Here is a 19,334-nt window from a genome sequence, read left to right as displayed (position 1 = left end):
GTCGTGCCGTCAGCGACGGCAGCACGCCTACTTCTCCTTGCGCCAGTTGATCGAGCCGCGCGTCTCGATGGTGCTGGATTCGATTTCCACGTCGAACCCCTTGCGCAGCAAATACTTCAGCGTCACCGCCGATCCGGAGCCGATCATCGAGACCCCATAGCTGACGTACAGCTTGGGTGAGAGGTACTTGCCCACGCCGAACACGGAGCCGCCCAGCGTGCGCGATTCCAGCACCCCCGCATCGTCCAGCCCGATCTTCGCGCCCAATTGCGACGCGAGCAATCCTGCGCCCGCGCCCAGTGCGGACGAAGCCGCGTTGATGCGCTGGCTTTCGTCGCTGCTCGCCGTGTTGAGCGAGCGGCCCAGCACCAGGTAGGCGAGTGCTTCGGACTCGGACATCGCCGGGTTGGACCACACGCGCGCGCGCGGCTGGCTGGCACGGCCGGTCACGTCGATACCGGCGGTGACGCTGGCGCTGACGACGTCGCGTTCGGCGCGGATGTTGATGCGCGGATCGGAGACGGCGTTGTTGCTCCACGTCAGTTCGCCGCGGGTGATGCGCAGCTTCTGCCCGTACGCCTCGTAGCGGCCGTCCACATCGAGCCGGCCGGTCGCCAGCATTTCGCGGCCCGGTTGCGAGCGCACGTGCAGCGTGCCGGCCAGCGTGCCTTCCAGCCCATAGCCCTTCAACCTGACCTCGTCACCGACCTTCAGCGACAGGTCCAGGTCGAGGCGCGAACTGGGTGCGCGCTCGGGATCGACGGGGTCCAGGATCACGACGTCTTCCGAGGCAGACACACCGTCGTCCAGTTTTTCGACATCGATGGTCGCCGACGGGATGCCTACCTCGCCGCGGACCTGGATGGTGTTGTCGGCGAAGCCCACCTGGATGTTCGGCGACGCCACCGCGCGCAGGTCGGTGGTGTCGGCGACCAGCACGTTGTCGCCGCGCACCTGGAACTGCAGTGGCGTGGTGTCGTTGTTCCAGCCCAGCGTGCCCGACACGTTGAGGATGCCGCCGGTGCCGGTGCCGCCGGTGGACGACACGGTCTTCATGCTGCCGTCGATGCGCGCGCTGCCGTCGGACAGTGCGACCAGCTCCGCGCCACCGTCGGTCAGCGACACGCCCAGCGCGGGAAGTTCGCCGGTGAATTCGGTCAGCGTCGCTTCACCGCTCAGCAGCGGTCGTCCGCGCGTGCCCGCCACGCCGATATGGCCAGCCAACTTGCCACGCGGGCGTACCAGGTCCGGCGAGAACAACTCCATCCAGAACAGGCGCGAGTTGTGGAAGTACAGGTCGCCCTTCAGCGGCGCGAATGCGTCCCAGCCGGTGTTGAACGTCGCATCCACGTAACCGTCGCCCTTGAAGCCGGTGCCCAGCCGGCCCTGGATGCGTTGCGGGGTGAAGTCCACGTCGAGGGTGAAGTTGTCGTAGCGGATGATCTCGCCGCGCGCGGTGGTGCCCATCTTCAGGCCGCCGTCCAGCGACGCGAGGTGCACTTCGCCCTGCCAGGCGTTGCCGGCCGGGCGGAGCGTGGCATCGAGGGTGAACTCGCCGCGCAGCGTCAGCGGACGACCATCGGCCGGCGGCAGCCACGGCTGCACCAGTGCGAGCGACAGCGCTTCGCCACGCACGGCCAGCCCCTGGCGCGGCCAGTTTGCGCTGGCGCACAGTTCGCCCCCGATGTCGGAGCCGAGGCAGCTCTCGGACAGCGTCCAGTTGGCGCCGTTCTGCGCGAAGCGTGCCGGTTGCCGCAAGGTCCATGGGTTGCCCTTCGACGGCGCGATGCGCAACGCGTCGAGCGTGCCCTGCCAGTGGGCGCCGCGTTTCTGCGCGGTGCCGGACAGCGCGACGGCGCCCATCGCGTTGCGCGCGTCGCCATCGAAGCGCAGGTCTTCCACGGCGCCACGGGCGTTGAGAGCGACGGTGTCCAGTACCGCGCCCACGTCCACCGCGCTGCCCTGCAGCGCCAGGTTGCCGCTGCCACTGCGCCAGGGCAGGCGCCCGCGTAGGCTGAGCGTGCCCGCACTCCAGTCGTTCCAGCGCAGGTTCTCGCCACCGAGGTCGGCATCGATGTTCGGCGCATTGCGGGCGCCGGTGAGGCTGACCGTGCCGGCGAGCGTGCCGCTGGCCTCGGGCAGCAGGTCCGCGAGGTTGAACGGGCGGAACGCGGCGTCGATGGCCAGCGTATCGCCCACCCTGCCCTTCGCGGTGACGCGGCTGCCGCCGAGCGACAAGGCCAGATCGCCTTCGCCGTTGTTGCCGTCAAGCGCGAATGTGCCGCGTGCATCCAGCGGCCGGTCGCGCAGGCGACCGCTCAGCTTCGGTATGTCCAGCGCGCCCTGGAACAGGCCATCCTCGCGCTGGCGCCCCTGCGATGCGAGGTTGCCGGAGACGTTGCCGGTCCATCCTGCTGCGAAATAGCCGGGATCGAACCCGGCCAGCGTCGCCTTCACGTCCCAGTCCAGCACCGGCGCCCAGCCGACCTTGCCCGTCGCATCGAGCGTGCCGGTGGGCATGGTGGCGCGCAGCGTTTCCAGCTGCACGCGCTCGGCATTGCCGCGGCCATCGAATTCCAGCAGCGCGCTTTCATTGCCGCGCGTCAGCGTGGCCTTGCCGATGGCGGCCCAGGCGTCCAGCTTGCCGGCCAGGCCGAAGTCGCCTTCGGCGCCGATCATGCTGTCCGCTTCCGTACCCCAGCGCAGGCCGCGCGCGTTGACGGCGAATCGGAATCCGGGATTCTCCGGCGCGGTGAAGTCGGCGCGGCCGCGCAGCGAGGCATAGCCGTCGAACGCGCGGATCGCCAGCGGCTCCACGGTCAGCACTTCGCCGTCGATGCGCGCGTGCGAGGGTTCGATGACGACCGCGATGTCGCCCTGCCGCAACGTGCCCTGCAGGTCGGCGGCACCCCCGGCGCCCTTCGCGACCAGGTCGAACGACACGGGGGTGCTGTCCTCCATCACGCCGAGCAGCGAGAGATCAAGGGCGTCGGACTTCGCCGCGAAGTTCCAGGTCGGCTCCGTCTCGCCGCGCAGGGTCAGCGTGGCGCGCACGGGGGCCGGCGCAGCGCCGGACACGCCGACGCTCATGCGCGCGCGATTGCCGCGTGCCACCAGGCCGATGCGCGCGGGCGTGCGACCCAATGGCGCAGGGAACACTCCCGTCGCGGTGAGGTCGGTGGCGTATCCGTCACGCGGTGCGTAACTGCCGTGCACGCCGAATGCGCCGCGGTCGCTGGCGATGGCCAGCTTCTGCGCATGCACGTACCCGTTGCCGATGTCGATCGCGCCGGTTGCGCGCGAAATGTCGATGACCGGTTGTCCGCTCTGGCGGATCAGGAAGCGGTCGATCTCCATGCGGTCGGCCTGGATCGCCAGCGGCATCTCGATCTGCGGCAACACGTCGGGCCAGCGCGGCAGCTCGAACGGTTCATCGCTTTCGGGCACGTCGAGCATCGCGCCGCGCAGCTTCAGCACGTCCAGGCGCAGGCGCTTGCCGAGCAGCGGCCGCAGGTCGGGTTCCAGATAGACCTCGTCTGCTGTGAAGCGGATCGTGTCCCAGCGGAAATCCACGCCGCGCAGCGTCAGCGGACCGGCGATGGGGCCATCGACTTGCTTGTACGTCAGCGATGCGTCCGCCGGCAGCCGCGCCTGGATCTGCGCCAGCAGCACGTCGCGCCCGGCCACCGTCTGCAACAGCCAGTACAGGCCGATGCACAGCAGCACGAGCAGCACGCCGCTGCCGATCGCGCTGCGGATCGCCAACGTGCGCATGCGCGCCCTGCGGCGCGCGCGCAACTCGGCGATGCGCGCTTCGCGCTCTTCCGGTGTCAGGTCGTCGGGAAGCGCCTTCTTCCTCACAGGTCGGTCCCGATGTTGAGGTAGATCTGGAAGCTGGAATCCGGGTCGTTCAGGCCATGCGCCACGTCGAGGCGGACGGGACCGACCGGCGAACGCCAGCGCAGGCCCACGCCGATGCCGGTGCTGAGGTCGGGGCGCGTGCCGTCGAACGCACTGCCGGTATCCACGAACACCGCGCCGCCGTAAGGACCGCCCTTCGGATAGAACTCGTATTCAACGCTGCTGGTGAGCACGTTCTTCGCGCCAAGCGCGTAGTCGCCGCGGCGCGGCCCGACTTCGCGCCAGGCGTAGCCGCGGATGCTGCGGTCGCCGCCGGCGAAGAAGCGCAGCGAAGGCGGCATCGCCACCAGCGAACTGGTGAAGGTGTGCCCGTATTCGCCGCGCACGATCAGCGTGCTGTTGGCCTTGTAGCGCTGCGACCAGCGCGCGCGCATGTGGAACTGCAGGAAGTTGGCGTCCGAGCCCGCGCCGTCGACGCCGCCGCGCAACAGGAGGGACCCTGCCAGCTGGTCGGGACGGTTCGAACCGACCGGCGAATTGGTGTAGTCCGCGCGCAGCGACGGGTAGGTGAACGTGGCGTACTGCACGGTGGTGTCGGGCAGGCCGGTCAACGGATCATCCTCGACGTAGCGCCAGCGTTCCCGCAGCGCATGGATCGAGGCCACTGCCGTCCAGTCCTCGCTGACCTGGCCGCTGCGGCTGCCGGTGAACTCGACATGGCGCAGGTCGATGTAATCCGTCTGTTCGTCGCTGGCCTGCAGGCCGACCGTGTACCAGCCATCGAGCCACTTGAACGCGGGGATGCGGTACTGCGTGAGCAGCGTCTTGCGCTTCTGCGCGTAATCCAGGTGCGTGGACAGTTTGTGCCCGCGCGAGTTGACGTAGCGCCGGTCCAGCCCCAGCCGGATACCCGGGCCGCTCTCGGTGCCGTATGCCAGGCCGGCGGTGTAGATGTCGCGCCTGGCCAGCTCCAGGTTCACGTCGATCGGCACGCGCCCGTCGACGGCCTTGTCGGGATTGGCTTGGATGTCGATGCTGGAGAAGTAGTCCAGCCCGACCAGCGATTCGCGCAGCCGGTCCAGCTTGCCCTGGTGGAAGTAGCTGCCTTCTTCCCAGTACACCAGCTTGTCGAGCAGACCGGGGTCGAACTTGTCCTGGTGGAAGGTCGTCGCCCCCATGTCGTAGCGGATGCCGCTGACCCAGCCGAGTGCGATGTCGGCGGCGTGGTCGGCACGCGTGATCTCCACGCGGCGATGGGTGAAGTCCGCATCGAAGTAACCGCGGTCCGCCAGGCGCCGCACGATGGCCAGCTTGCTCGCCTCATAGGTGGTGTGGTCGAAGACATCCCCGACATCCGGCGCGAAGGCGGCCAGGTCTTCCTTGAGGTAACGGTCTTCACCGCCTTCGCCTTCGATGGACAGGTCGCGCCTGCGCACCCGCACCGGCTCGCCGAGCTGCACGCGCACGACCACCGTCAGGCGCTCGTCTTCGGCGGCCTCGCTGCGCGGGGCATCGATGGTGATGGTGGGCGAGTAGTAGCCGAACGGCTCCAGGGCCTCGCGCGTTTCGGCGACGGCTTCGCCCAGCAGGTATTCCAGCCGTGATTCGCCGAGGCGATTGCCGAGCGAGTCGTTGAGCGACAGCGCGGCGTTGATGTTCTCGACCATCAGTTCGTCGTCCAGCCCCTCGACCTGCACCTTGTCGACGATGGCCGCAGCCAAGGCGGGACCGGTGGCGGCGAGCAGAACGGCGACGGTGGCGAGGCGGGGGAATCGACGCATGCGGGGAGGATACCCGGTGGGGGTTAAGCGGGGTGAAGGATCGGTACGGTTTGTCCCGTCGCGGTTCACGCGACCAGTCGATCACATCATGCGGAGCATTCCCTCGCCCCGCGCGCGGGTAGAGGGTGCCGAAGGCGGGTGAGGGGCGAACGTAGCAAGGACACTGCTGCGCCTGTACAAGTACCGCGCTCTGCCCCTCATCCGCCCGCTGGGCACCTTCTCCCCGCCATGCGGGGAGAAGGAAACAAGCGTCAGCCCGACAGATGCTCGATCGCCGCTACCGCGCGGAAGCGATCAGCCAGGCGCTTCAGCAGTGCCAGGCGATTGGCACGCACGGCCGGGTCGTCGGCGTTGACCATCACGCTGTCGAAGAACGCATCAACCTGCGGCCGCAGGCGGGCGAGGTGGTTCAACACGGTGACGTAGTCGTGGTGGTGAAGGGCTTCGTCCGTCTCGCCGAGCACCGCTTCCACCGCTTCGGCCAGCGCGCTCTCGGCCGGGTCGGTCAGCAGCGCGCGGTCGATCGCGTGAGGGATGGCGATGTCGGCCTTCTTCAGGATGTTGCCAATGCGCTTGTTGGCCGCGGCCAGCGCCTCGGCTTCCGGCAGCGTGGCGAAGGTGCCGATGGCGTCCAGGCGGGTGTCGAAGTCGTACAGCGAGGCCGGCTTCAGTTCGGCGACCGCGTTGAAGTGCGCGGCAGGCACGCACTTGTCGGCGTAGTAGCTGCGGAGGCGGTCGAGGATGAAGTCGTAGAGTTCGCCATCCTGATTTGGCTGAGCAAGCGATAGCTGCGCGTCGCTTACGACGGGGTCTGGAAGGTGTGCCCCCGCCTCTTTCGCTTTCTCAAGAGCGTCGATTCTCTTGAGCGCATGATTGCCCGAAGCGCTGACATTAACCTCATGCCTAGCGCGCTTAAGCAGTTCGTGAAGATTGAGATTGAACCCACTCTCAATCACCGTCCTCGCCAATCCCAATGCATTACGCCTCAGCGCAAACGGATCCTTGTTGCCTGTCGGCTTCAGCCCCGCCGCGAAACCACCTGCCAGCGTATCCAGACGCTCCGCAATCGCCAGCACCTTGCCCAGCGGCGACAGCGCGATGTCGTCGCCGGCGAAGCGCGGCTGGTAGGCCTCGTCGATGGCCAGCGCGATCTCCTTCGCTTCACCCGCCGCGAGCGCGTAGTGGCGCCCCGCGATGCCCTGCAGTTCGGGGAACTCGTTGACCATGCGCGACTGCAGATCGTTCTTCGCCAGCAGCGCCGCCTTGCGAGCCTGTTCCGGATCTGCACCGACCTGCGCGGCGATCGTCTCCGCCAGCGCGGCCACGCGCGCGACCTTGTCGGCGACGCTGCCCAGCTTGGCCTGGTAGGTGACGGTCTTCAGCCCGTCGCCCATCGAGACGAGTCCCTGCTTCAGGTCCTCGTCGAAGAAGAACTTCGCGTCGCTGAAGCGCGGACGGATCACGCGTTCGTAGCCCTTGCGCACTTCGTCGACATTCTGCGATTCGATGTTGGCGATGCCGATGAAATGCTCGGTCAGCCTGCCGCCGTCGCTCAGCACCGGGAAGAACTTCTGGTTGATCTCCATTGTCTCGATCAGCGCTTCCTGCGGCACGGCCAGGAACGCGGATTCGAAACTGCACAGCACCGCGGCCGGCCACTCGGTCAGGCAGACCACCTGCTCGAGGTTGTCGTCGGTGATGCGCGCGCTGCCGCCGGCCTGCGCCGCGGCCTTCTGCACTTCCTCGACGATGCGGGCGCGGCGCGCGTCGGCATCGACCAGCACCTTGGCGCCACGCAGCGCATCCAAGTAATCGTCGGGCTGGCCGATCCAGACCGGCTTGTCGTGTTCGAAGCGATGGCCGCGGCTCATGCGGTCGGATTTCACGCCGAGCACCTCGGCGTCCACCACGTCCTTGCCCAGCAGCAGCACCAGCCAGTGCACCGGCCGCGCGAACGCGTAGTCGTGGTCGCCCCAGCGCATCGGCTTGGGAATCGGCATGCCGGCCAGCGCCTCGCGCACGATATCGGCCAGCAGGTCGGCGGTCTTCGCGCCCGGCTTCACCGAACGATGGACGAAGCGCTCGCCCTTGCCGTCGGTGGTACGCTCCAGCGCGGTCCAGTCGATGCCCGCTTTCGCAGCAAAACCTTCCAGCGCCCTGGTCGGTGCCCCGTTCGCGTCCAGCGCGATGTTGAGGTACGGGCCCAGCACTTCGGATGTCTGCTCGGGCTGTTCCACGTCCACGGCCGGCAGTAGTACCGCCAGGCGGCGCGGCGTGTACAACGGCTTGGCGTCGCCGCGCTCGTGGCCGATGCCACGCTTGTCGAGCGCCGCGATCACGCCATCGAAGAAGGCCTGCGCCAGGCCGGGCAGCGCCTTGACCGGCAGTTCTTCGGTGCCCAGTTCGATCAGCAGGGGTTTTTGTTCGCTCATGTCGTCAAGCCTTGTGGTGCGTTTCCCTTCTCCCCTCGGGAGAAGGTGCCCGAAGGGCGGATGAGGGGCGAGCGGAGTAATGACGGTCCAAACCACCGGGACTCAATCGCCCCTCTCCCCAACCCCTCTCCCGGTGGAAGAGGGGCTTCAAGCAGATTTCTTCAAACCGGGAAACCCGAGCTTCTCCCGCTGCGCGTAATACGCCTCGGCCACCCCCTGCGCCAGCTTGCGCACGCGCAGGATGTAGCGCTGGCGCTCGGTGACCGAGATCGCGCGTCGCGCGTCCAGCAGGTTGAAGCTGTGGCTGGCCTTGCAGACCTGCTCGTAGGCGGGCAGCGGCAGGCCGGCCTCGACCAGCTTCAGCGCTTCGTTCTCGCAGGCGTCGAAGCGGTGGAACAGTTCTTCCACGTCGGCGTGCTCGAAGTTGTACGTGCTCTGTTCCACCTCGTTCTGGTGGTACACGTCGCCGTACTTCACCACGCCCTGCGGGCCGACCGTCCAGACGAGGTCGTAGACGTTGTCGACGTTCTGCAGGTACATGCAGAGGCGTTCCAGGCCGTAGGTGATCTCGCCCAGCACCGGGCGGCATTCCAGGCCGCCGGCCTGCTGGAAATAAGTGAACTGGGTGACTTCCATGCCGTTCAACCAGACTTCCCAGCCCAGGCCCCAGGCACCGAGGGTCGGCGACTCCCAGTTGTCCTCGACGAAGCGCAGGTCGTGCACCCGCGGATCGATGCCCAGTGCCTTCAGCGACCCCAGGTACAGCTCCTGGATGTTGTCGGGGTTGGGCTTCATCACCACTTGGTACTGGTAATAGCGCTGCAGGCGGTTGGGGTTTTCGCCGTAGCGGCCGTCGGTGGGACGGCGGCTGGGCTGCACGTAGGCGGCATTCCACGGCTCGGGCCCGAGCGCGCGCAGGAAGGTGGCGGGATGGAAGGTGCCGGCGCCGACTTCCAGGTCCAGCGGCTGGATCAGCACGCAGCCCTGGTCGGCCCAGTACTGGTTCAGGGTCTGGATCAGCGCCTGGAAACTCAGGCCCTGGAAGGTGGTTACCGGTGAAATGGTTTGTCCGGCCATCGCGTTATCGTGCACTGCGGAAAAGCGGGCTAGTATACGGGCAAGCCCTTGTCCTTCCGCCGTTTTCCGCCCGTTCGCCGCCGTCGTGGATATGTCCGTGAAAGCCCCTTTCCTCATCGTCGAAACCGGCCAGCCGGTGCGCTCGATGCGGCGTTATGGCGGCTTCCCGCACTGGATCCGCGTGGCCGCCGGGCTGGAGGCGCACGAGACCGTGGTGGCGAATGTGGAGCGCGGCGATGCGCTGCCATCGCGCGAAGGCTTCGCCGGCGTCATCGTCAGCGGCTCGGCCGCCATGGTCACCGACCGCGCCGACTGGAGCGAGCGCAGTGCCGACTGGCTGCGCGACGCCGCCCACGAGGGCCTGCCGCTGCTCGGTATCTGCTACGGGCACCAGTTGCTGGCGCATGCGCTGGGTGGCGAGGTCGCGTACAACCCGGCTGGGCGCGAATCCGGCACGGTCCACATCGACCTGCACCCGCAGGCACAGGACGATCCGCTCTTCGCCGCGCTGCCGCGCAAGTTCACGGCCCACGCCACCCACGTACAGACCGTGGCCCGGCCCCCGGATGGCGCGACCGTGCTGGCCCGGTCCGAGCAGGACGACTGCCATGCGTTCCGCTGGCGCGATCGCGCCTGGGGCGTGCAGTTCCATCCCGAATTCGCCACCCACCACATGCGCGGCTACGTGCACGCCCGCGCCGAGCACCTGCGCAGCGAGGGCCGCTGCCCCGGCACCATCGCCCGCGGCGTGACGGCGGCGCCGCAAGCCCGCAAACTATTGCGGCGGTTCGTCCGCCATGCGCGTGGCCTGCACGCGCGCTGAGCATTCCTGCTGTACTTCTCCCAGAGATCCCCGATGTCGACGATCAACAAGGTGCCGGCCAGTGCCGGCGCGGAATGGCTGCTGGCGGGCTTCGCGCTGCTGAAGCGCGCGCCGGTGCCGCTGATCACGATCAGCCTGTCCGGACTGCTGGTAGTTGCCTTCGGGTTGGTAGTGGCGTTGATCGGGATGCTGGCTGCGTCTGCCTTGCCGTTTCCGCTGTCTTTCCTTGGGTCGCTCGCTGCCAATCTCGTTTTGCTGGGCGTACCCTGCATCGTCTTCAGTGGCGTGGTTTGGGCGGCACGGGAGGTTGCGGAGGGGCGGGTCGCGACCCTTGAGCATCTGCAGGTGGGCCTACGTCACCTGCGCCCGCTCGTGGTGGTGTCCCTAGTGCCGGTGATCGTGACGATGTTGTGTGGTTTGTTGCTGATTGCACTGATCGGCCCCGAGGGCGCTCAGCAGACCAATGAGGTGATGCTGAAGCTGCGAGAGCTCAGCGCTAGCGGCGCGCCGCCGAATCCTCAGCAAGTGACTGCGCTGATTTCCGCGCTGCCGGTTCTGAGGCTCATGTTGTGGGTGGTGGCTGTTGTCATCATTACGCCGGTGGTGATCCTTCTGGTCATGGTCGCCATGGCCGAGGTCGTCTTCCGCGACCGCGGAGGCATGGCTGCCCTGCGTGCGAGCCTGTCAGTGAACCTGCGCAACTTCCCGGCACTGGTGGTTTTCTCGGTGCTGCTGACGATCCTCATGTTCGTGCTGAATCTGGCACTCAACATGGTCGGCGTCTTCATCCAGCTAGTACTGGGTCCGGTGATTGCCGTACTGCTGATCAACGCCACGATGGTGGGCAGCCTGATGCCCATCATCGCAGGCGCGGCGTACACCGCGTGGCGTCAGATGCTGGATGGGGATAAGCCTGCGTCGACAGGTGGCTCTTCGCCGACGTCGACGCGGATCGAGGTCTGAACCTTAGGGATCGTGAGGCGGCGGGCCAAGGCCCGCCCTACGAAGCGGGCTGTTCTTTCGGTTTGAGCCAGCCCGCCGCGATGATGCCCAGCTCGTAAAGCAGGCACATCGGGATCGCCAGCATCAGCTGCGACACCACATCGGGCGGGGTGATCAGTGCGGCGATGACGAAGACACCGACGATCGCGTAACCGCGCCCCTCCCGCAGCTGCTGCGGTGTCACCCAGCCCAGCAGCACCATGATCACCAAGGCCACGGGCAGCTCGAAGCTCACGCCGAACGCCAGGAAGATCACCATCACGAAGTCCAGATACTTCGCCGGGTCCGGCGCCAGCGTCACGATGTCCGGCGTGAACACCGTCAGTGCGTGGAACACGCTGGGCAGCACGAGGAAGTAGGCGAACGCACACCCCGCGTAGAACAGCACGATGGCCGACACCAGCAACGGCATCGCCAGGCGCTTCTCATGCTTGTACAGACCGGGCGCGACGAAGCTCCATGCCTGGTACAGCAACCAGGGCGAGGACAGGAACAACGCGAGGAAGAACGCCAGTTTGATCGGCGCGAAGAACCCGGAGGTCGGGTCGCTGGCGATCATTTGCGTGGCCTGCCCGGCGGGCAGTTGCGAAATCAGCGGCTGGGCGAGGCGATCATAGAGCTGGCGTACGAACGGCAGCAGCGCCAGCAGGATCACCCCGGTACCCGCCAGCCCGCGCATCAATCGCGTGCGCAGTTCCAGCAGATGTTCCATCAGACTGCTTTCGGCTTCCTGATCCGGGGAGGTGCGATTCATCGCGCGTCCTTGGGCGGGAACAGGTCGGCGGTGGTGCCGGCTTCAGGCTGGTGGTTCGCTTCCAATGGCGCATCGATGTCCGCGTCGGTCGTCGCATCGGAACGGCGTTCCGATTCGATCACCGGCTCGGGCTCCCTCTCTGCAGATGCTGCCGGCGGCCTCGCGAGCGCGGGAGGCGTGATGGCGGATTCGACGTCGTCGCGAAGCGCCTTGGCGTCCTCGCGCGCCGCCTGGCGCACGTCCTCGAACTGGCGTTCGGTCTCGCGCGCGCTGTCGCGGATACGCTGCTCGGTATCGCGCAGGGCGTCCTGAGCATCCCTGAGGTTGCGCTTGAGTTCTTCGGACGCGAGCTCGCGCTCCAGCTCGTCCTTCACCGAGTACCACTGCGCGCGGGCGCGTCGTACCCACAGGCCGGCGAACCGCGCCGCCTTGGGCAGGCGCTCGGGGCCGAGCACGATCAACGCGACGACCGCGATGACCAGCAGTTCACTGAAACCGATATCGAACATGGTCGCGGCGGACGTCCCGCCGGATCAGCGGGCGTCGCGGTCGCGCTCTTTGGCGGCGTCGGATGCGTCGCTGCGCGACTGGTCATCGAGCTGGCCGGCGGGCTTGTCGTCGTCCTTCATGCCCTTCTTGAAACCCTTGACCGCTTCGCCCAGGTCCTGGCCGGCATTGCGCAGGCGCTTGGTGCCGAAGACGAGCAACACGACCACCAGCACGATGATCCAATGCCAGATGCTCAAACCGCCCATGGTGTGCTCGCAGGAAAGTTGGGGCGCTCAGGATAGCGCAGGCAGACCGCCGGGATGGCGATCCACCGCCCATTACTTCCGTTACGGGGTGCCATCCAGCGGTTCGGTGCGCACCTCGCCGTCCTGCACGGGCTCGAATCCCTGCGCCTGGGCCGGGGCTTCGACGACCACCGGCGCGACGGCGGGCGCGGGGGTGCGCGCAGCGGCCGACGCCGTTGCGCCGGCCGTGCCACGGTTGCCGCGTGCCAGTTCGGTGACTTCCTCCAGCTCGTCGCGGAAGCCGACCACCGCATCCGACGGCTGCCCGGCGCGGCTCTCGAAAATGGCGCGAGGCGTCGCGGCGCTGCCGTAGACCGAGGTGTTGGCTTCGTCGTCGATCTGCAGCACCGCGCCATCGAGCGCCACCCCGGCGAACAGACCGCGCGCCCGCGACCACGACCAGATCTCGGCCTTCAGCTGGCCGTCGGTGGATGCGCTGGCGTTGCGGCCCACCGGACCGGCGGCCACGCCCGCGTCGGCGCCGAGGGTGAACTTGCCGTTGACGATGGAGTCGAGCGAGCGGTCGTTGCGGAACACCAGCACCACGTCCGACGACTGCACGCCAGCCTGGAAGCCGATGCTGCCACCGGTGAGCTTGATGAAGACCGGCTGCGACCAGCTGCCGTCCGGGTTCTTCACCGACATCAGGCCGTGGCCGCGACGGCCGCCGATCACCAGCCCCGCCTTCAGCGTGTCGGGGATCACGACGATCGCCCGTCCTTCGTCGAGCAGCTTGTCGGGAATGCCGTTTTCCGGAATGCGCTGGATTTCGTTGAGCACGCGCACTGCATTGGCGGCGCGCTCGTCTTCCTTCGGCCCCGCGATGGCCTGGCCGGCGAACAGGGCGGCGGCCAGCGCGAGCGCGGTGGGCGGCAGCAGGCGACGGGAGGTGCGGTTCATGGCGGCTCCATAAGGGGGTTTCGCAGCAGGACGCTGCAACTGCTTGAAAGTAGGCGCGCAGGGATGAATCGGTGCTGACAGCGGGCGCCGACCACCGGTGGTGCAAGACCGGCTCGGTGCGATGCAGGGGCTCTGCCACAATACGCGGATGTCCGACACGCCCACCGCCCTGCTCGTCGTCAACCTCGGTACGCCCGAGGCGCCGACACCCCGCGCCGTCCGGCGCTACTTGGCCGAATTCCTGCACGACCATCGCGTGGTGCAGCTGACGCGATGGCTATGGTGCCCGCTGCTGCACTTCGTGATCCTGCCGCTGCGGGGACCGAAGGCGGCCGCGAAGTACGCCAGCATCTGGCTGCCCGAGGGTTCGCCGCTGGCCGTGTACACGCGTCGCCTGGCCGTTGCGCTGCAGGCACGGTTGCCGGCATGGCGCGTGCGGGATGCGATGCGCTACGGCGAGCCATCGGTGGCCAGCCGCCTGCAGGCGCTGCGGGCCGAGGGCATCCGACGCGTGGTCGTGCTGCCGCTGTATCCGCAGTACTCCACGACCACCACCGAGTCGGTGCGCGACGTGGTCGTGCGCGAGGCGACGGGCTTGGAGGTGCGCTTCATCGAGGACTATTCCGTCGATGCCGGTTGGGTGCAGGCGGTCGTCGATGCGATCCGCCAATGGCGCGCGCGGCAGGGGGCGGGCGAGCACCTGCTGTTCTCCTATCACGGGCTGCCGCAACGACTGGCGCGCAACGGCGACCCGTATCCGCAGCGCTGCGAGGCCAGCACGCGTGCCATCGTGCAGGCGCTGGGACTGCGCGACGGCGAGTGGACGCTGACCTACCAGTCCCGCTTCGGCAAGGAGCGCTGGCTGGAACCGGCCACCGACACCACCCTGCAGGCGCTGGTGGCGCGCGGTGTGCGCAAGGTCGATGTGGTGTGTCCGGGCTTCGCGGTGGATTGCCTGGAGACGCTGGAGGAGGTCGGTATCGGCTTCGCCGAGCAGGTCGCGCACGCCGGCGGCGAGCTGCGTTACATCCCGTGCCTCAACGATGATGGGCAGCATGCCGATGCGCTGGCTGCGCTGGTCAGCCAGGCGGACGACGCGCGCGCATGACGTTGGAAGCGTTCGAAGTCGACATCGCGTTGGGCCGGATCAGCGGGCTGCGCAGTGCGGCGAAGACGGGTCCGCGCGTGCTCGCCCTGCATGGGTGGCTCGACAATGCGGCCAGCTTCGTCCCGATCGCCGGCCATCTGCCGGGGCTACAGCTCGTGGTACCGGACCTGCCGGGCCATGGACGCAGCGCGCATCTTGCGCCCGGGGCGGAGTACACCAGTGGCGTGGCGGTCAACGCGGTGCTCGATATCGCCGATGCGCTGGGCTGGGAGACGTTCTCGCTGCTCGGCCATTCGATGGGTGCGGGGATCGCCAGCCTGATGGCGGCCGCCGTGCCGCAGCGCGTGGAGCGCCTGGTGGTGATCGAAGCGCTCGGTGGCCTAGCCGAGACCGTCGAACGTACGGCCGACCGGTGGCGTGAGGCGATCGCCGCTGCGCGTTCGCTGCCGGGCAAGCAGCTGCGCGTGTTCGGCGACCTCGCGGCACCGGTGCGGGCGCGCATGCAGGCGAACCAGTTGAGCGAACCCGCCGCACGCCTGCTGGTCGAGCGCGGGGTACGGGCGGTCGACGGCGGCTATGTCTGGAGCAGCGACCCGCGCCTGACCCTGCCCACCCCGCAACGACTGGACGAGGCGCAGCTGGCAGCGCTGGTGGCAGGCGTCGCCTGTCCGACCACCGTGGTCTACGCGGACCCGCCGCAGGCTTATTTCCCGGAACCGTTGCGCTCGCAGCGGGCGGCACTGCTGCCCGACGGCCGGCTGCATGTCATCCCCGGCACCCACCACCTGCACATGGAAGACCCCGCGACGGTCGCCGCGCTGGTCTCAGCGTTTCTGCTGCCCTGACGCGCCGCGCTTGGCGGAATGAAACGCTACCGCCAGCGCGATATCGCCCTTCCGGATCGGCGCGCTGCTCCGCCACCATGCGGTGGTGGCGGCATCCAGTTCGCTGTCGTCCTGCGCCAGGCGGCGCAGCAGGGTGATGTCTTCCGCACTGGCCAGTTGCTCGTCGGGAAGGTAATACCGCTCCAGCGGAAGCCGCGCAGCCTCCGGCGTGCGGGTCAGGCGTGCGATGAGCGCTATGGCGGCGAAGCCCAGCAGCACGTAGCCGGCCAGGAGGGTGGGAATCGAATCCCGCGCGCTGCCCACCCACGCCACGGTTCCGGCCACCAGCAAGAGTGCGAGGAGCAGCCTGGCGACACGGTCGAACCGCTGGATCGCACTGGCAGCCCGCCGACGCTCGCGCGCTCGGTTGCCGGCCTCTTCCACCGACAGGCTCTTGCGGCTCATCAGGGCGCGACGGGCATTGAGGCTGGCCGCCGTCTCGGAGGTGGGGACGGCATACAGCGAGAACTTCCGCATCGAATCTGCACCTTCGTCGCGCGTGGCGGAGACGGCACGGGAAGGGGAACGGGGGGTAAGCGGGCGGTGATCCATGGCGATATCGGCAGTGGGAAGGATCCGACGAGGTGTCGGCGCTCCCCAGGGGGCCGCCACCATCGGCTCCCCATTGAATCGTGACGCACGTCTCACTCAGGACATGCAATCCCTTCTCATCAGCCCTGGCGGGTCTCGAGGAGACGATGCAGCGAGGCCTTCAGCCGACGCCCTTCCGCATGGAACCAAGCGCGTTCGTCGCGCCAGGCCGGAAAGCGGACTTCGACCTCCCGCCAGAAGGCCGGCGAATGGTTGGCCTGGAGCAGATGGCACAGCTCGTGGACCAGCACGTATTCGAACGCCGAAGGGCGGCCCAGCACCAGCGCCAGGTCCAGCGTCAGCGTGCCATCGGGTGCCAGCGACCCCCATTGCGAGGACATCACCTTCAGGCGGATCTGCCGCGGCGACCGGGGCAGTCCCGCGAGATAGCCCGGCAGCCAACGACCGATGTCGGCACGCGCTTCGGCCTCGTAGAAGCCGCGTAGCGTCCTCCGCAAGGTCGCATCGCTGACGCGGGCAGGCAGGAATGCATGGATGCCGTCCTGCTGCCGTTCGATCCGCGCGAAACGTCCCTCGTGCCAGTGCAGGGGAAGGTCTTCGCCGCGCAGCGGCAGGTGGCTCGTCACGCCCGGCGCCCAGGGTGTCGCGTCGTCATCGGGTGCATGGCGGGCGAGCTGTTCGCCGAGCCACCCACGATGCTGCTGCAGGAAGCGGTCGCCGGAAACCAGACTCGCGCGCCACGGCAGCGTCAGCCGTGCGCCGCGTTCGTCGACGCTGAGCTTCAGGCGCTTCGCACGGGGATCGCGGACGCGTCGGACTTCGATGGTCGCGCCGTCGTCCAGCGTCAGGTGAACCACATCGCGTTCGATGCTTCGCGGGGGGGCGGGTTTGCGGTGGAGCAGTCGGAGCATGGGCACGCCGTAGCGGTGAACGAAGAAGCCGGCGTAGGCGCCGGCTTCTTCGTGGGGACATCAGGCCGGCGCGATCACTGTCGGTACCGGTAGGCCGAGGAACTGGCCATGGGGCGTCCGTAGGGAACGCCCACCGACGGGGGACCGGGAGGTTGGGAGGCGACGAGCGCGTGGGCCTCCTGACGCCAGCCGGTCAACAGCCGTTCGCAGCGGTTGGCCAAGCCGCGTTCGTCATCGGTTGCGGCGAAGGCCTTGTCGTCGCATTGGCGGATGAACTGCTTGCCGGAGGGCGTCAGCACGTCCGGGGTGACAAGCTTGAAGTCGTGGCGCGCGGTTTGCGTGGACGCCTCAGGCGCCGACTCGGGTGTGGCCATGCATGACCCCGCCGCCGTCAAGGCGACACCCAGGGAAAACACGATCAGGATCGACTTCATCTCACTCTATCCTTGTGTGGTCGGCAATCGATCCTGCGCCCGTCTCCGGACGCGTGTCAATGCGAAGGCATCCCACCCTCGGACCGCGGACCGATTCAGCTTTCGACCTTGCTGAGCTTCAACGCATGCTCCAGCACCAGGAACAGCCGCTTCAGCTCGCCCGCCATCAGGGCGAAGCGGGCATCGAGCTCGGCGCGCAGGTCGTCGTGTTCGGTGTTCTCCAGCTGGTCGACCGCGCCGTCGAGGAACTTCAGCTTGCGCACGATCAGGTCCTCGCCGAGGACGAACGACACGTGGTCGTCCAGCACCAGCGCGAGCTTGGTGACCTGCTTGCCGGCTTCCAGGTGCTTGGCGATCTCGTCGCTCTGCAGTTCCTGGTTCTGGCACTTCACCACCGCGCCGCCTTCCATCGCATCCTTGAGCTCGCATTCCTCACCCAGCGACAGGCCTTCCGGCAACGGTTCGCCGGCGATCCAGCCGGTCAGCACGCTGCGCGGCGCGACTTCGGCGTTGAGCGGGAGAGCGGGGAAGCTGCCCAGCGCTCGGCGCACTTCCGACACCACGTTCTCGCCGGTCTTGCGCGAAGACGCATCGACGGCGATGAAGCCGTGCTCCAGGTCGATCAGCGCGTCGGTACGCGACGGCTTCACGAACGCGCGCGGCAGCAGTTCGTGCAGCAGGTCGTCCTTCAGGCGCTTGCGGGTCTTGCCGCCGGGCTTGCGGCCTTCCTTCGCTTCGATTTCCAGCAGCTTCTTCTGCAGCAGGTCGTTGACCACCGCGCCGGGGAGGATCTTGTCCTCGCCGCCGACGCTGAGCCAGATGGCGTCGTTGATGCGGTGGGAAAGCGCGTCTTCGCCGCGACCGAACGGGGAAATGAAGCCGCGCGAGGACAGCTCCAGCGGGCCGACCGGTTTGAGCACCGCCTCCGGCAGCAAGTCGTCGAGCTGGGAAAAATCGAGGGAGGTCGGGAAACGGAACAGCGTGAGATTGCGGAAGAACATCGATTATCCAGAAGTTGGGAAAAGCCGCTCCTCCCGTGGACGGGCGGAGTGATCGAAACGGAAGGGTTACTGCGGTGTCTCGCCGTCGGCGTGCGGCTCACCGGCCAGCCATGCATGGGCGTCATGCAGCGTGGCGCCGTCGCGATGGCCCAGCGAGAGGAAATCGAACAGTCTTGCGTCGCTCAACTGCGACGGACGGATATCGCCCAGCGCGCGCGCGATGGTCTCGATGCGGCCGGGCGTGTCCCGCTCCCAGGCATCCATCATTTTCTTCACCTGCTTGCGCTGCAGGTTCTCTTGGCTGCCGCACAGGTTGCAGGGGATGATCGGGAACGCCTTCGCATCGGCGTACGCGGCGATGTCGTCCTCGCGGACGTACGCCAGCGGGCGGATCACCACGTGCTTGCCGTTGTCCGACAGCAGCTTGGGCGGCATGCCCGAGAGCTTGGCGTGGAAGAACAGGTTGAGGAAGAACGTCGCCACCAGGTCATCGCGGTGGTGGCCCAGCGCGATCTTGGTGAAACCGTTGTCCTCGGCGTAGCTGTACAGCGCGCCGCGGCGCAGGCGCGAGCACAGCGAGCACATGGTCTTGCCTTCCGGAATCACCCGGCTGACGACCGAGTAGGTGTCCTGCTCGATGATGTGGAAGGGCACGCCGACGCGTTCCAGGTACTCCGGCAGTACCTGTCCCGGAAACCCGGGCTGCTTCTGGTCCAGGTTCACCGCCACCAGCTCGAAGCGCACCGGCGCCTTCTTCTGCAGCTGCAGCAGAATGTCCAGCATCGTGTAGCTGTCCTTGCCGCCGGACAGGCACACCATCACCTTGTCGCCGTCCTCGATCATGCCGAAGTCGGCGATCGCCTGGCCGACCTGGCGGCGCAGGCGCCTGGCCAGCTTGCCCTGCTCGTGCGTGACACGGCGCGGGTCGACGGCCGGGCGGCGCAGGACGGGGTCGGGCAGGGGCAGGACGGTACTCATGCCGCCATTCTACCCGGCGTCCCGATGCGCCCTCGCCCCGGC

17 protein-coding genes are annotated in these 19,334 nt (G+C 67.7%); 4 read left to right on the top strand and 13 right to left on the bottom strand.

Annotated elements, in window-relative coordinates; all coding sequences use genetic code 11:
- Positions 1 to 27: 27 nt before the first annotated feature.
- The 4 genes from CYU89_RS13240 to glyQ all read right to left on the bottom strand — a co-directional run bounded on the left by CYU89_RS13240 (position 28) and on the right by glyQ (position 9,151).
- Entirely contained in the window at positions 28 to 3,861 is a 3,834-nt protein-coding gene (locus CYU89_RS13240) for a translocation/assembly module TamB domain-containing protein (RefSeq protein WP_296281640.1), read from the bottom strand.
- Positions 3,858 to 5,642, bottom strand: a complete 1,785-nt coding sequence (locus CYU89_RS13235) for an autotransporter assembly complex family protein (RefSeq protein ID WP_296281639.1) — start codon at positions 5,640 to 5,642, stop codon at positions 3,858 to 3,860. Before CYU89_RS13235 ends, CYU89_RS13240 begins: the two co-directional genes overlap by 4 nt.
- Before the next feature lie 251 nt (positions 5,643 to 5,893).
- Positions 5,894 to 8,074 carry a glycine--tRNA ligase subunit beta gene (glyS, locus tag CYU89_RS13230; protein WP_296281638.1) on the bottom strand — a complete coding sequence of 727 codons (2,181 nt, stop codon included), beginning with the start codon at positions 8,072 to 8,074 and terminating at the stop codon, positions 5,894 to 5,896.
- A gap of 147 nt (positions 8,075 to 8,221) precedes the next feature.
- Positions 8,222 to 9,151 carry a glycine--tRNA ligase subunit alpha gene (gene glyQ / locus CYU89_RS13225; protein WP_296281637.1) on the bottom strand — a complete coding sequence of 310 codons (930 nt, stop codon included), beginning with the start codon at positions 9,149 to 9,151 and terminating at the stop codon, positions 8,222 to 8,224.
- 91 nt (positions 9,152 to 9,242) lie between these two features.
- On the opposite strand from glyQ, the gene CYU89_RS13220 reads away from it, so the two are divergent.
- Positions 9,243 to 9,974 (top strand): glutamine amidotransferase, encoded by a 732-nt coding sequence (locus CYU89_RS13220; RefSeq protein WP_296281636.1) that lies wholly within the window; start codon positions 9,243 to 9,245, stop codon positions 9,972 to 9,974.
- 33 nt (positions 9,975 to 10,007) lie between these two features.
- Positions 10,008 to 10,937 (top strand): hypothetical protein, encoded by a 930-nt coding sequence (locus CYU89_RS13215; protein ID WP_296281635.1) that lies wholly within the window; start codon positions 10,008 to 10,010, stop codon positions 10,935 to 10,937.
- A gap of 37 nt (positions 10,938 to 10,974) precedes the next feature.
- On the opposite strand, the gene tatC is transcribed toward CYU89_RS13215, so the two are convergent.
- From tatC to CYU89_RS13195, 4 genes are all read right to left on the bottom strand, one after another.
- Complete coding sequence (gene tatC, locus CYU89_RS13210; protein ID WP_296281634.1) at positions 10,975 to 11,730, bottom strand: twin-arginine translocase subunit TatC; 756 nt, start codon at positions 11,728 to 11,730, stop codon at positions 10,975 to 10,977.
- Positions 11,727 to 12,239, bottom strand: coding sequence for a Sec-independent protein translocase protein TatB (gene tatB / locus CYU89_RS13205; protein ID WP_296281633.1), 513 nt, complete (start codon positions 12,237 to 12,239; stop codon positions 11,727 to 11,729). The genes tatC and tatB overlap by 4 nt, the downstream gene beginning before the upstream one ends.
- Positions 12,240 to 12,263: 24 nt before the next feature.
- On the bottom strand, positions 12,264 to 12,485 hold the full coding sequence (gene tatA / locus CYU89_RS13200; RefSeq protein ID WP_296281632.1) for a Sec-independent protein translocase subunit TatA: 222 nt from the start codon (positions 12,483 to 12,485) through the stop codon (positions 12,264 to 12,266).
- 81 nt (positions 12,486 to 12,566) lie between these two features.
- On the bottom strand, positions 12,567 to 13,424 hold the full coding sequence (locus tag CYU89_RS13195) for a lipid-binding SYLF domain-containing protein (RefSeq protein ID WP_296281631.1): 858 nt from the start codon (positions 13,422 to 13,424) through the stop codon (positions 12,567 to 12,569).
- Positions 13,425 to 13,572: 148 nt separating this feature from the next.
- On the opposite strand from CYU89_RS13195, the gene hemH reads away from it, so the two are divergent.
- Together hemH and CYU89_RS13185 are read left to right on the top strand one after the other, a co-directional pair.
- Positions 13,573 to 14,532, top strand: coding sequence for a ferrochelatase (gene hemH, locus CYU89_RS13190; protein WP_296281630.1), 960 nt, complete (start codon positions 13,573 to 13,575; stop codon positions 14,530 to 14,532).
- A complete protein-coding gene (locus tag CYU89_RS13185) occupies positions 14,529 to 15,377 on the top strand; it encodes an alpha/beta hydrolase (protein ID WP_296281629.1) in 849 nt (282 codons plus the stop codon). Before hemH ends, CYU89_RS13185 begins: the two co-directional genes overlap by 4 nt.
- Here the strand turns inward: CYU89_RS13185 and CYU89_RS13180 are convergent.
- From CYU89_RS13180 to ttcA, 5 genes are all read right to left on the bottom strand, one after another.
- A complete protein-coding gene (locus CYU89_RS13180) occupies positions 15,357 to 15,893 on the bottom strand; it encodes a hypothetical protein (RefSeq protein WP_296281627.1) in 537 nt (178 codons plus the stop codon). The two genes, CYU89_RS13185 and CYU89_RS13180, sit on opposite strands and share 21 nt — an antisense overlap.
- Positions 15,894 to 16,087: 194 nt before the next feature.
- The gene (locus tag CYU89_RS13175; protein WP_296281624.1) at positions 16,088 to 16,879 is read right to left on the bottom strand and encodes a SprT family zinc-dependent metalloprotease; all 792 of its coding nucleotides are present in this window, start codon (positions 16,877 to 16,879) and stop codon (positions 16,088 to 16,090) included.
- A gap of 74 nt (positions 16,880 to 16,953) precedes the next feature.
- Positions 16,954 to 17,313, bottom strand: a complete 360-nt coding sequence (locus CYU89_RS13170) for a hypothetical protein (RefSeq protein WP_296281623.1) — start codon at positions 17,311 to 17,313, stop codon at positions 16,954 to 16,956.
- A 95-nt stretch (positions 17,314 to 17,408) separates the two neighbouring features.
- Positions 17,409 to 18,314 (bottom strand): recombination-associated protein RdgC, encoded by a 906-nt coding sequence (locus CYU89_RS13165; protein WP_296281621.1) that lies wholly within the window; start codon positions 18,312 to 18,314, stop codon positions 17,409 to 17,411.
- 66 nt (positions 18,315 to 18,380) lie between these two features.
- Positions 18,381 to 19,292 (bottom strand): tRNA 2-thiocytidine(32) synthetase TtcA, encoded by a 912-nt coding sequence (ttcA, locus tag CYU89_RS13160; protein ID WP_296281619.1) that lies wholly within the window; start codon positions 19,290 to 19,292, stop codon positions 18,381 to 18,383.
- Positions 19,293 to 19,334 lie beyond the last annotated feature (42 nt).

Source organism: Pseudoxanthomonas sp. (genome assembly GCF_002863005.1).
Lineage (GTDB): Bacteria > Pseudomonadota > Gammaproteobacteria > Xanthomonadales > Xanthomonadaceae > Pseudoxanthomonas_A.
Note: the sequence above shows the minus strand (reverse complement) of the source record. Positions and strands in the feature narration are given on the sequence as shown.

Excerpts from the sequence above, each read along its gene's own strand:
- glyS (WP_296281638.1), bottom strand. The coding sequence starts at position 8,074 with ATGAGCGAACAAAAACCCCTGCTGATCGAACTGGGCACCGAAGAACTG.
- CYU89_RS13235 (WP_296281639.1), bottom strand. The coding sequence starts at position 5,642 with ATGCGTCGATTCCCCCGCCTCGCCACCGTCGCCGTTCTGCTCGCCGCC.
- CYU89_RS13215 (WP_296281635.1), top strand. The coding sequence starts at position 10,008 with ATGTCGACGATCAACAAGGTGCCGGCCAGTGCCGGCGCGGAATGGCTG.
- ttcA (WP_296281619.1), bottom strand. The coding sequence starts at position 19,292 with ATGAGTACCGTCCTGCCCCTGCCCGACCCCGTCCTGCGCCGCCCGGCC.
- CYU89_RS13175 (WP_296281624.1), bottom strand. The coding sequence starts at position 16,879 with ATGCTCCGACTGCTCCACCGCAAACCCGCCCCCCCGCGAAGCATCGAA.
- CYU89_RS13180 (WP_296281627.1), bottom strand. The coding sequence starts at position 15,893 with ATGCGGAAGTTCTCGCTGTATGCCGTCCCCACCTCCGAGACGGCGGCC.
- tatB (WP_296281633.1), bottom strand. The coding sequence starts at position 12,239 with ATGTTCGATATCGGTTTCAGTGAACTGCTGGTCATCGCGGTCGTCGCG.
- tatA (WP_296281632.1), bottom strand. The coding sequence starts at position 12,485 with ATGGGCGGTTTGAGCATCTGGCATTGGATCATCGTGCTGGTGGTCGTG.
- CYU89_RS13165 (WP_296281621.1), bottom strand. The coding sequence starts at position 18,314 with ATGTTCTTCCGCAATCTCACGCTGTTCCGTTTCCCGACCTCCCTCGAT.
- CYU89_RS13220 (WP_296281636.1), top strand. The coding sequence starts at position 9,243 with ATGTCCGTGAAAGCCCCTTTCCTCATCGTCGAAACCGGCCAGCCGGTG.
- CYU89_RS13185 (WP_296281629.1), top strand. The coding sequence starts at position 14,529 with ATGACGTTGGAAGCGTTCGAAGTCGACATCGCGTTGGGCCGGATCAGC.
- CYU89_RS13170 (WP_296281623.1), bottom strand. The coding sequence starts at position 17,313 with ATGAAGTCGATCCTGATCGTGTTTTCCCTGGGTGTCGCCTTGACGGCG.
- CYU89_RS13195 (WP_296281631.1), bottom strand. The coding sequence starts at position 13,424 with ATGAACCGCACCTCCCGTCGCCTGCTGCCGCCCACCGCGCTCGCGCTG.
- glyQ (WP_296281637.1), bottom strand. The coding sequence starts at position 9,151 with ATGGCCGGACAAACCATTTCACCGGTAACCACCTTCCAGGGCCTGAGT.
- hemH (WP_296281630.1), top strand. The coding sequence starts at position 13,573 with ATGTCCGACACGCCCACCGCCCTGCTCGTCGTCAACCTCGGTACGCCC.
- tatC (WP_296281634.1), bottom strand. The coding sequence starts at position 11,730 with ATGAATCGCACCTCCCCGGATCAGGAAGCCGAAAGCAGTCTGATGGAA.